The sequence below is a fragment of the Clostridium beijerinckii HUN142 genome, from assembly GCF_000621745.1.
GTDB lineage: Bacteria > Bacillota > Clostridia > Clostridiales > Clostridiaceae > Clostridium > Clostridium beijerinckii_A.
In genome coordinates, this window is the sequence record NZ_KK211335.1 from 403,740 (window position 1) to 416,329 (window position 12,590).

General features: G+C 28.6%; 10 protein-coding genes. All 10 read left to right on the forward strand.

Features of this window, described 5'->3' with window-relative positions; translation table 11 throughout:
- Positions 1-11: 11 nt before the first annotated feature.
- The 10 genes from T483_RS0120005 (at position 12) to T483_RS0120055 (ending at position 12,455) form a co-directional block, all read left to right on the forward strand.
- Positions 12-824, forward strand: a complete 813-nt coding sequence (locus T483_RS0120005) for a transporter substrate-binding domain-containing protein (protein WP_026888420.1) — start codon at positions 12-14, stop codon at positions 822-824.
- A complete protein-coding gene (locus T483_RS0120010; RefSeq protein WP_026888421.1) occupies positions 824-1,552 on the forward strand; it encodes an amino acid ABC transporter permease in 729 nt (242 codons plus the stop codon). The genes T483_RS0120005 and T483_RS0120010 overlap by 1 nt, the downstream gene beginning before the upstream one ends.
- Before the next feature lie 2 nt (positions 1,553-1,554).
- The gene (locus tag T483_RS0120015) at positions 1,555-2,187 is read left to right on the forward strand and encodes an amino acid ABC transporter permease (RefSeq protein WP_026888422.1); all 633 of its coding nucleotides are present in this window, start codon (positions 1,555-1,557) and stop codon (positions 2,185-2,187) included.
- A 360-nt stretch (positions 2,188-2,547) separates the two neighbouring features.
- Positions 2,548-3,219, forward strand: coding sequence for a response regulator transcription factor (locus tag T483_RS0120020; RefSeq protein ID WP_023973148.1), 672 nt, complete (start codon positions 2,548-2,550; stop codon positions 3,217-3,219).
- On the forward strand, positions 3,216-4,229 hold the full coding sequence (locus T483_RS0120025) for a sensor histidine kinase (protein WP_026888423.1): 1,014 nt from the start codon (positions 3,216-3,218) through the stop codon (positions 4,227-4,229). The genes T483_RS0120020 and T483_RS0120025 overlap by 4 nt, the downstream gene beginning before the upstream one ends.
- 342 nt (positions 4,230-4,571) lie before the next feature.
- Positions 4,572-5,339: an ABC transporter ATP-binding protein gene (locus T483_RS0120030; RefSeq protein WP_017211416.1), complete on the forward strand. Its 768-nt coding sequence runs from the start codon at positions 4,572-4,574 to the stop codon at positions 5,337-5,339.
- Positions 5,329-7,356, forward strand: coding sequence for an FtsX-like permease family protein (locus tag T483_RS0120035; RefSeq protein ID WP_026888424.1), 2,028 nt, complete (start codon positions 5,329-5,331; stop codon positions 7,354-7,356). The genes T483_RS0120030 and T483_RS0120035 overlap by 11 nt, the downstream gene beginning before the upstream one ends.
- A gap of 150 nt (positions 7,357-7,506) precedes the next feature.
- Positions 7,507-9,288 (forward strand): sensor domain-containing diguanylate cyclase/phosphohydrolase, encoded by a 1,782-nt coding sequence (locus T483_RS0120040; protein ID WP_026888425.1) that lies wholly within the window; start codon positions 7,507-7,509, stop codon positions 9,286-9,288.
- A 512-nt stretch (positions 9,289-9,800) separates the two neighbouring features.
- Positions 9,801-10,184: a GerW family sporulation protein gene (locus T483_RS0120045; RefSeq protein ID WP_026888426.1), complete on the forward strand. Its 384-nt coding sequence runs from the start codon at positions 9,801-9,803 to the stop codon at positions 10,182-10,184.
- 528 nt (positions 10,185-10,712) lie between these two features.
- Positions 10,713-12,455 (forward strand): HD domain-containing phosphohydrolase, encoded by a 1,743-nt coding sequence (locus tag T483_RS0120055; RefSeq protein ID WP_155268521.1) that lies wholly within the window; start codon positions 10,713-10,715, stop codon positions 12,453-12,455.
- Positions 12,456-12,590: the final 135 nt, after the last annotated feature.

Genomic DNA, 12,590 nt, shown 5'->3' on the forward strand with positions numbered 1-12,590 from the left:
GGGATAAATATATGAAATTGAGAAAAGCATTTTTAGCGTTAGGATTAGGTGTATGTATGATGATGGCTGGCTGCAGTTTATCAACACCAACAAATACAGGAGGAAATACTGCGGAGGCAAAAGAAATACAAGCAATAAAAGATAGAGGGGTATTAAAAGTTGGAGTAAAAGTTGATGTGCCTAAATACGGTTACAAAAATCCACAAACAGGTGAGATGGAAGGTTTAGAAATTGATTTATCAAAAGCAATAGCGAAAAAAATATTAGGAGATGAAAGTAAAGTTGAATTTCAAGGGGTTACAGCTAAAACAAGAGGACCTCTTCTTGATAATGGAGAAATAGATATGGTTGCTGCTACATTTACAATAACGGATGAAAGAAAAAAGAGTTACAATTTTTCAGACCCATATATAAAGGATGGAGTTGGATTACTTGTTAAGAAGAGCCTTGGTGCATCTTCGCTTAAAGATTTAGATGGAAAAACTATTGGAGTTGCTCAAAGTGCTACAACTAAAACTGCGCTTCAAAAAGAAGCAGAAAAGGAAGGAATCACTCTTAAATTCTCTGAGCTTGGTGGATATCCTGAACTTAAGGCAGCATTAGATTCGGGCAGAATAGATTGTTTTGCAGTTGATGCATCTATTTTGAATGGTTATGTTGATGATTCGACAGTAATATTAAATGATAGATATGATCCTCAAGAATATGGTATTGCAACTAAAAAAGATAATACTGAACTTGCGAAGGAAGTAAATGAAGTTATAAATGACATGAAGAGTTCAGGTGAAATAGATAAATTAATTGCAAAGTGGGATATTAAGTAATGAATGGACCTTTTGCAATATTTAAGTGGGAAGCACTTTTTAAAGATTTTAATATATTTCTTGAGGGATTCTTAACAACACTTGAAGTATCAATACTAGGGCTTATACTTGCCTTAATGCTTGGAATTATTTTTGGAATACTTTCTACAAGCAAAATAAAAATTTTTGAGATGATAAATAGAATATATGTAGAGGTAATTCAGAATACACCTCTTGTAATTCAGGTATTCTTTCTATTTAACGGATTGCCATATATAAAGGTTGTATTGCCGGTGTCTTTAATTGGAATACTTGGAGTCGGTGTATACCATGGAGCATATATATCAGAAGTTGTGAGAACTGGTATAACATCAATACCAAAAGGACAATTTGAGGCTGCAAAATCTCAAGGATTTTCCCATACTCAAACTATGAGGTATATAATATTACCTCAAACTATAAAGATTATAATACCACCACTTGCGAATCAACTGGTAAATCTAATAAAGAATACTTCAGTATTAGCTATGATTGCAGGGGGAGATTTAATGTATACAGCTGATTCTTGGTCAAGTGCCAATATGTACTATGGCCCAGCATATGTTATAACTGGAGCATTATATTTTATAATGTGTTATCCACTAGCAATGGTTTCAAGAAGAATCGAACTTAGAGAAAGAAAGAAAGTATTAGTTGATATTGAAGATTCTATAACAGAACAATCCGTTGCAACAGAGGGAGGGCTATAATAATGTCAAGTGTATTTAATCAAGCAAATGTAATGTTTCTTTTACAAGGAATGAAATTAACCCTAATTATAGCCATTATATCAATTGTATTAAGTATGTTTTTTGGAATAATTCTTGCCATATCAAGAAATTTCTCTAAGGGAATTGTGGGGAGAATTGCAACAATATATATAGAGACATTTAGAAATACACCTAATTTACTGTGGATATTATCTATTAGATTTTTGGTTCCAATAAAACCGATGTATTCAGGAATCTTATCTTTTACTTTATTTACTTCGGCGGTTATGGCAGAAATATTTAGAGGAGGAATGAATTCTGTAAGTAGAGGTCAATATGAGGCAGCATATTCTCAAGGTTTTTCGAAGTTTCAAACATTACGATATATAATACTACCTCAAAGCTTTAGGCGCTGCATTCCAACAGTTCTATCACAGTCAATTACTGTAATAAAAGATACATCTTTTCTATGGGCTGTTGGTATAGAAGAATTTACAGGCAAAGGTATGATTCTTATGGGAAGTTTTGTTTCATCATCCCAGATATTCTTATTATTTGGGGCTATAGCTGCAACATATTTCATAATAAATTTTACAATATCGTGTTGCGTTAGAACAATTAAAACAGAGTACTAAGTATAACCTAGTTAATAGATTTGCAGATATTCAACTTTAAATCTAGATTTATGATTTCTAGTGAAGATATGGACTTAAAACTTTAGAAAATTTGTAAGTATTTTTCTGATAAGCTTAAATTGAATAGAGATATAATTTTAGAGAATAATTTAAATTAGCCCTTTAAATTATTCTCTTCTATTATTTTTATGTAAATAATGAAAAATATACTAAATAAATTAGTAATTAGTATGCATTTTTGTTATTAGGAATTTTATGCTAGAATTAGAAATAACTAAAATAAGATTTGATAATAAATTAAAGGTATTTTACAAATTATATTTAATTAACGATGAAGCAATAATTTTAAGGAGGATGTATATGCCTAAAATCATGATAATAGAAGATAATGAGAATATAAAAAAAGAGCTTGTAGAGTTTTTAAAAAGATATGGTTATGAAGCTTATGCACCAGCTAATTTTGAAAATATAGTAAAAGTAGCACTAAAGGATGAACCGGATTTAATTCTATTAGATATAAATCTTCCATATTATGATGGTTATTATATCTGTAAGGAAATAAGGAAAGAAAAGAATATACCTATAATAATAGTAACCAGCAGAGATAGCGAGATGGATGAGATTATGAGTATGAATCTTGGAGCGGATGATTTTATAACAAAGCCATATAATACGCAAATACTTCTTGCAAGGATAACTGCTGTATTAAGAAGAACTCTAGGGAATAATTCGATTTCTGAGATAGTTGAACACAATGGTTTAAAGCTAAATGTTTCTAATGGAAGCGTGATATTTGGAGATGAAAAGATTGATCTTACTAAAAATGAATTTAGGATACTGCTTTGTCTTATGAAAAATAAAGAGTGTATAGTTAGCAGAGAAGATTTAATGGATTATTTATGGAACTCAGACCTTTATATTGACGATAATACTTTGTCGGTGAATGTTACTAGATTAAGAAAAAAGCTTCAGGAAATTGGATTTAAAGATGGAATAGAAACTAAGAGAGGAATTGGTTATATATTACTATGAATATAAAGGAATATTCTATTTCAAAGTTGCCATACATAATAATTAATATAATAATATATTCTTTATTTGCAGCTATAATGAGCATAGCTAAAACACCAGTTGTAATACTATTTGTAGTTTTTGTTATTTGGTTTTTACCACTATCAATATATATAATGATTGAGTTTATAGCGAAAAAAAAATTCTATGATGATATTGTAGGAGTTAGTGGCAAATTAGATAAAAAGTATTTGCTACCTGAGGTAATAAAAAGTCCAAATTATTATGAAGGAAAAGTTATTTATGAAGTATTAAGCGATAGTAATAGGGATATGCATGAGCATGTTAACTTCTATAAAAATCTTCAAAAGGAGTATAGAGAGTACATAGAAACTTGGGTTCATGAGGTAAAAACACCAATATCATCTGCAAGATTAATTGTAGAAAACAGCAATATTAATGAAAAGAAATCATTGGAATATGAACTTAAGAAAATTGAAGAATATATAAATCAGGCTCTTTATTACTCGAGAAGTACAGATGTTAAGAATGATTATATTGTTAAAGAATTTGAAATAAAGAACATAATTCAGGAGGTTATTAGAAATAACAGGCGTGATTTTATTAGCAAAAAGATTTCAGTAAGTATTGATAATATTTATGGGACAGTGGTTACGGATCCAAAGTGGGTAAAGTTTATTATAAATCAGATTATTATTAATTCAATAAAATATAGTAAAGATAAAAATGGAGAAGTGAAAATTTACACAAGTAAAGGTAAAGAGAATATAATATTAACTATTGAAGATAATGGTATAGGTATTTCAAAAAATGATTTAAATAGAGTCTTTGATAAAGGTTTTACAGGGGAAAATGGAAGAGTATATGGAAAGTCCACAGGAATAGGATTGTATTTATGTAAGAAGCTGTGTGAAAAGCTTGGACTAGGGATAACTTTAGATTCAATAGCTGGTCAAGGAACTAAAGTTAACATAATATTCCCTATTGGAGGATTCATGAGTTTTAAGTAAGGCGTATGAAATTGTTATTTTTTGATTATGCCTCATAGAGGCTTAGTAGAATTTTATGTATTTCTAAATTATATAAGACACAAAGTCTAGGAGATTGGTTCCTAGGCTATTTTTGATATTGGGAATAAAAAATGTTTTATAAATGATATTTATTATTTGAAGTTTTTAATTAAATTCAATTAATATTTCAAATTGTTATCTAGATCTTACGAAAATGTAAGTTAACTGAAAGATATTTCAATATGAGAAAAATATCAAAAGCTTTAAAATGTAGTCATGAGGTTAAATAAATTTGGAATGAATAGCGATTATAAAAGTTGCTATAAAAATAGGAGGAAGATTATGGAGAACATTTTAAACATTCAAAATGTAGAAAAATATTATGGGAATAAAGATAATGTCACAAAGGCACTTGATAATATAAGCTTTAGAGTAGAAAAAGGTGAATTTGTTGGTATAATGGGGCCTTCAGGAAGTGGGAAGACTACTCTTTTGAATTGTATATCTACAATAGATAAAGTGACTACCGGATCAATTATGATTGATGGAGAAGATATTACAAGGCTAAAAAGTAAGAAACTTGAAAGATTCAGAAGGGATAAATTAGGATTCATTTTTCAGGATTTCAATTTATTAGATACATTAACAGCATATGAAAATATTGCATTAGCATTAACGATTGCAGGAAAGAAAGGTAAGGAAGTTGATGAATTAGTAAGGAATTCAGCTAAAAACTTAGGAATACTCGAAGTATTAGATAAATATCCTTATCAAATGTCTGGAGGTCAAAAGCAAAGAGTAGCATCGGCAAGGGCAATAGTTAATAATCCAAAACTTATTTTGGCAGATGAACCTACAGGGGCTTTGGATTCTAAGTCAGCTAAATTACTTTTAAATTCTATTGAAACCTTAAATAAAGAATTAGAAGCAACAATTTTGATGGTTACACATGATGCGTTTACGGCAAGTTATGCACATAGGATATTATTCATAAAAGATGGAAATATATTTAATGAATTGGTAAGAGGCGAAGATTCAAGAAAAGATTTCTTTAACAAGATAATAGATATTGTTACACTACTTGGAGGTGATTCAAAAGATGTATTCTAGAATTGCTTTTAATAACGTAAAAAAGAGCTTTAAAGATTATACTATTTACTTTTTAACTTTAACTTTTGCAGTATGCATATTCTATAGCTTTAATTCAATCGATTCTCAGTCAGTAATGGCAGATATGAATTCTGGACAAACGGAATATGTTAAGATGATGGCGCAACTTATTTCGTTTATATCTATTGGAGTCTCTGTTATATTAGGTGGTTTAATAATATATGCCACAAAATTTTTGATTAGTAAAAGAAAAAAAGAATTTGGAGTATATATGATTTTAGGAATGGGAAAAAGAAAAATGTCACGGATATTGCTTTTTGAAACTTTATATATAGGCATAATATCATTGGCAGCAGGACTTTTACTTGGAATATTGTTTGCACAAGTTCTTTCTATATTCACAGCTAAGCTTTTTGCGGTGCAAATGACCAAATATAGTTTTTCAATTTCAATAAGTGCTATACTTAAGACTATATTATATTTTGGGATAATGTACTTATTAGTTATGATATTTAATGTGATTATAGTTTCAAAATATAAATTAATTGACTTATTGCATGCAGATAGAAAGAATGAAAAAATTAATATTAAAAATCCATATATAGCTTTATTTATATTAATAGCTGCACTTATTGTTTTAGGTTATGCTTATTATCTTGTTAATTTATCAGGGTTGAATTTTGATGACAGCAGATTTAAATTATCAATAGCATTAGGGATTGTTGGAACAGCATTTTTCTTTTATGGAATTGCATCGGTTGCATTTTCTGCACTTAGGAAAAATAAGAATTTATATCTAAATGGTCTAAATGTTTTTAATATAAAACAAATTTCGAGTAAATTTAATACTAATTTTATTTCTATGACAATAATTTGTTTAATGTTATTTGTTACTATAGGAACTTTGTCAACTGGATTAGGTGTAAAAAATGCTTCAGAAAGTTCATTAAAAAATCAAACTCCGTTTGATGCATCAGTACAAGTATTTGATAAAAATAATAGTAATAGAATTTCAGTTTTAGATGCACTAAATCAGCTAAATTATAATGTTGATGATAATGCTGACTATGTTGTGATTAGACAATATAAGAATAATATGAGTTCTAGAGATGTATTAGCTAAATATGCACTATCTAGCGACCAAAAAGAGATGTTAAATTTTAAAGTGTTCGATACTACAGATATGATTAAAATTTCAGAATACAATAAATTAAGAAAATTGAAGGGTGAATCTAGTATAGATTTAAAAGATAATGAGATATTAGTGTGTTCTAATTATGAGCCCTTAAAGGGATTACTAGAAAGCTTTATTAAAAATGAGAATTCACTACAGATAGATAATAAGGAATTTAAAATAAAAGATAAAAAAATTGAAACTGGTGCGGTATTAACGTCGCCTTCAAGTGATACTATGTTTACCTTAGTAGTACCAGATGATTTAGTAAATGGAATAGATAAATATGACGAGGTCTTAAATTTAAATTTTATAGGTGATAATAAGGAAGATGCGAAAAAAGAATTAACTACTATATTTAATAATTTTAAGTTTAATGAAAATGAATATAAAAATTTAAACTTTAGTCTCTATGGTGGGACAAGAGAAATGGCATATGACGATAGTAGAGGATTATCGGCAATAATATTATTTGTAGCAGTATATATGGGAATTGTATTTCTATTGTCAAGTGCAGCGGTACTTGCGCTTCAACAATTATCGCAGTGCAATGACTCTATAGAAAGGTATAGATCTTTAAGAAAGATTGGAGCAACAAAGAGCATGATTAATAAAAGTATATTTAAACAAGTTGCTGTATTTTTTATATTGCCTCTAGCTCTTTCAATAGTTCATTCATATGTTGGAATTACTGTAGTAAATAAATACTTAATGGTATTAGGTTCTGGGAATAAAATACAACCGATTTTAATGACAGCATTAATGATGCTTATAGTTTATGGTGGATACCTATATGCAACATATGTGGCTTATAAAAACATAGTTGGGAATGAATATAGCTAGAAAGAAACGTATTGATGTTTTTTGGGAAAAGTTAGTAAATGATAGTATTAATATTTTACTATAATTGCTTCGGTAGACAATTATGTTAAGAGATAGTAAAATCAAATTATAATAACTAATAACTTAACGTAAAAGGGGAATGCCGAAGCGATGGAAGAAAAGTGTTTAGGGGAAATATATAAATCATTTTTAAGTAGTATGCCTTGGCCGGTTTGGATTGAAGGAATTGATACGACAATAATATTTTTTAATAAGTATTATGAAGATATGTATAATATAAAATTAGACGATGTTAAAGGCAAACGAAATAAGGATGCTTTTCCTTTAGAGAAAGCAAAAATATATGATGAACAAATAAATGAGTGCCTAAGACGGAAAAGTACTTATGTTGTAGAAGGTATAGTAAATGACAGTTGTGTTGAGTGTTATATATTTCCCATACTAGACAATGACGGAAATCCTAGAGCTGTAGCAGGTATTATAATTGATATAAATGATAGAAAAATAAGAGAAGAAGAAATAGAAAAACAAAAAAACATATTAAGAACAATAATTGATGCAGTGCCAGAATCTATTTTTTATAAGGATAAGGAAAGCAGATTTCTTGGATTTAATAAGAAGTTTGAAGATTTTTATAAAAAGAGGGGCGTAGAAGAAATAATAGGCAAAACTGATTTGGAGATATACGGTAACTACAATGAAGCTAAAAAATTCATTGAGCAAGATGATAAAATTATGGTAACAAAAAAGGCGACTTATTTTGAGCATAGGATACAAAATGAGAATGGAAGGGAAATAGTTGAGGAAAATGTTAAAATACCCGTTGTAGATAAAGATGGACAAGTGTGGGGATTGGTAGGGTTATCTAGAGATATAACGGAAAGAAAGATTTTAGAAGAAAGATTACGATATTTAAGTGAGATAGATATTCTCACAGGTTTATATAATAGATATAGTTTTGAAGAAAAGATTAAAGAATTGAATCATGAGCAGTATTTACCATTGGGAATAATAATGGGTGATGTAAATGGACTTAAAATAGTAAATGATACTTTAGGACATCTAGAAGGAGATAATTTACTTAAAAGCATAGCTAGGGTTCTTAAAGATATATGCCATCCTAATGGATATGTATTTAGATGGGGAGGCGATGAATTCATAATTCTCATACCTAATTGTAATGAGCTAAAATGTGAAAAAGTTATTAGAAAAATAACAAAAAGATGTGAACAAGCAGATTACAAATTTATGCAGCTAAGCATTGCATTGGGTGAAGGAATAAAGTATTCATTACAAGAAGATATATACGATTGTATAAACAAGGTAGAAGAAAAGGTGTATCGTCAAAAGTTATTAGAAAAGAAAAGTATTAGAAGTTCAATTATGGATTCATTGAAAAAAAGTTTGGAAGAAAAAAACATGGAAACTAACGAGCATACTGAAAGAGTAACCCAATATGCGTTAGAAATAGGAAAAAAATTAAGGTTAAAAATTTCAGAGTTAGATGAGTTAGCGTTAGTTGCAAGCCTGCATGATATAGGCAAAATAGGAGTTAATGAAGAGATATTATTAAAGCCAGGAAAATTGACCAAAGAAGAATTTGAAATAATGAAGACACATACAGAAAAAGGGTATAGAATTATAAATGCATCAAGCGAACTTGGTAATGTGGCTAAATGTGTATTGACACATCATGAGAAATGGGATGGAAATGGGTATCCTTTAGGATTAGCAGGAGAAGAAATTCCTTTAATGGCTAGAATAATTAATGTGGCAGATTCTTATGATGTCATGACCAATGATAGAGTGTATAAAAAAGCAATAGGTAAAGAAGAAGCTATAAAAGAGCTGAAAAGGTGTTCGGGAACTCAATTTGATCCTAAAATAGTAAAATGTTTTATTGATTATGTAAAAAATAACATTGTACACTAAGTCCGATGCTTATAATTAGATAACATTAATTTTATTGAAAGCAAAAAGATAGAATTAATATATATAAAGCTTTGAGAATATAAGAATAAAATATGATTTAGAGGGTATTTAAAGAAAAATATATCTTCTAAGTCATATTTTTTTATTTATTGAAGTGAAATCTGTAGAGGCATTTATACCTCTTGTGGATATAAATTATGAAAAGAGTGCGAAGCACAATACTGAACTTAACCATAGTCGTATGGGATTTTGTTCTTAGTGAATCAAAATTTTATATAGAATGCAAGTATTATGGAAGGTAAAAATAATGATATTTGAAAATTTATTAATAAGAGAAAAGATTTAAATTTTAGGTTATTGGGAGATAATTACTAATATATTTGTTTTTGTATAGAAGGCTTATCTCTAAGCAAATTATATTAAATATTCAAAATGCTAAGAGTTTCGTATGAGTATTTAAAATAGATATATTAAATACTACTAAGGTTATATTAAATTTAGGAGGAAGTAATATGGAGAATAGAGCTAAAAAAGAAGATATAGATTCCATGCTTATTAAATCAGGAAAACATTTCATAACAGAAAGAGTTGTAGGAAAACCTGTTATTTTAGAAGAAGTAATTCTTATACCTGTTATAAGTGTTATGGTTGGTTACGGTATAGGGGGAGAAAAATATAATAGATTTAAAGGAATGAAAGGAGTAGATATTGGCGGATGTATAGGGGTAAGTGCATCTATAGATGCAATTTTGATAATTAGAGATAGTGAAACTACGATAATACAAATAAGAGAAATAAATAATCTAGATGATATACTTAGTAGGATTCCAGACAGAGTTGGAAAATTTAATGTTAATAAAGAAAATGTCAAGGAAGAGATGGATTTTAATTCATAGATACGTGGGAGCCATATAAGTTAGAGTTTATAGAAAAAGCGGAAGAAGTTGAAGATAATTTGGGAATAAAATATGCGGAAGGTGTTTATGCAGGATTTACGGGACATTATTATGAAACAGCTAAGAAAGTTTCGGTGATTTATACAGATGGGTATCAGAAGTTATAAAAGAGATTTGATTATGAATTATAATACTAGCACATTTTAATTAACTGATTCATTTTTATGTTTTTCGTTATAGGAATAAAACAGTCTAATTTATGTATGTTATGCAAATTGGACTGTTATTCGTGTTAGAAAATATATATATTCCACTAATAACTCTACAGTTAAAAGTATAATAAGCCAAGCAGTCGATTAAAGATAGAATGTAGAAACTTAATTGAAAACTATATATTATAAGCAATAAAAGAATACAATTAAAAAATATTATATCTAATTATGTATAAAAAAACAAAAACATTATGGTTATATTTAATATATTTAAGGTATAATGGAAGAAAAAAGTAATGGGAGAATAATGATATTTATGTTAATTAAGGATAAGATTTCGTTACGTTTATTGAAGGCTAAATATTCCTTTAAGTATGAAAGTATTAAAATATGCTTAATATATGCGGTAATTGGTTTTGGATGGATTTTTCTTTCAGAGTTAATAGCTAAATTAATTGTAAATAAGCAGGATAGTATGTTAAAGTTTGGTACGTATAAGGAATTTTCATTTATGATTGTAACTACAGGTATTCTTTATATATTGATAAATAAGTTTCTTGAAAAATTATTTAACACTAAGCAGCAACTTAGAAATAGTTATAAAGAGCTAGAAGTATATGTTCAACAATTGGGTGATTATGAGAATGAATTGAAAATTCAGTATGAGCAAATACGAAAAGATGAAGTGCAAATAAAGGAAATTGAAGAGAAGAGTAGAGCAATTATTAAAGCCATACCAGATATTTTATTTACTTTTGATTTGAATGGCATTTTTATAGATACCGAAGCTAAGGATGAGAATCTATTGATGGTGCCCAAAGAAGAGTTTATTGGCAAGACTATATCAGAAGTTATGCCTAGAGAAATTGCTGAATTAGCTTACGAGAACTTGAATTTAGTTTTAGAAACTGGTGAATTACATAGTTTTGAATACAAACTATTAGGTAGATATTGTGAAATTAGGATGGTTAAATGTGGAGAAGATCATGTTTTAGCTGTATTAAGAGATATGACTGTTAAAAAGGAATTAGAAGAGAGATTAGAATACTTATGCTACAATGATCAATTAACAGGACTATATAATAGAAGATATTATGAGGAGGAGTTAAAACGTTTAGACGTTAAAGAGAATTATCCTTTAACTATTGTTCTGGGTGATGTAAATGGGTTAAAGTTGATTAATGATTCTTTTGGACATGTTCTGGGGGATGAATTGATTAAAAAATCGGCACAGATAATAAAAAACGGATGCAGATCCCATGATGTTGTTATTAGATTAGGTGGAGATGAGTTTGTCATTTTATTACCGAAAACAAATACTTATGAGGTAGAGAAGATCGTTGAAAATATTAATAATCTAGCTAAAAAAGAAAAAATACAAGGTTTGGATATATCTATTTCATTCGGTTATGAAACTAAATGTAATGAAGATGAAATGATTCAAGAAATATTCATAAAAGCAGAAGATTATATGTATAAGAGAAAGCTTTTTGAAAGTTCAAATATGAGAGGAAAAACTATTGATACAATAATAAAAACTCTTAATGAGAAGAATAAAAGGGAAGAACAACATTCTGTGAGAGTTGCTGAGCTGTGTGAACTTATGGGAAAGAATATTGGTCTGCCTAAAAGGAAAATCCAAGAATTAAAAAATGCTGGATTGCTACATGATATAGGTAAAATAGCAATAGAGGAAAATATTCTTAATAAGCCAGAGAGACTTACAGAGGATGAGTATAATGAAATCAAACGTCATCCAGAAATAGGGTATAGGATATTAAGTACAGTGAATGAAATGTCAGAAATTGCAAAGTATATACTTTCTCATCATGAAATGTGGAATGGCGAAGGATATCCAAAAGGCATTAAAGATATAGATATACCTTTTGAATCGAGAATTATATCTATAGTGGATGCATATGATGCTATGACTAGTGAGCGTCTTTATAGAAAAGCATTATCAGAAGAATTTGCAATAGGGGAATTAAAAAGAAATTCAGGAAGTCAATTTGATCCTGAATTAGTAAATGTATTTATTGAAAAAGTACTGAACAAATAACAAAATTACATGATTATCAACTTAGGAAGATTCAAATAGTAATTATTAAAGTATAATACGTGTCATAATTATTAATGGCTGTCGATAAAATCGACAGCCATTAATTTTGAATAATATTGTCATTTCTGATGTGCA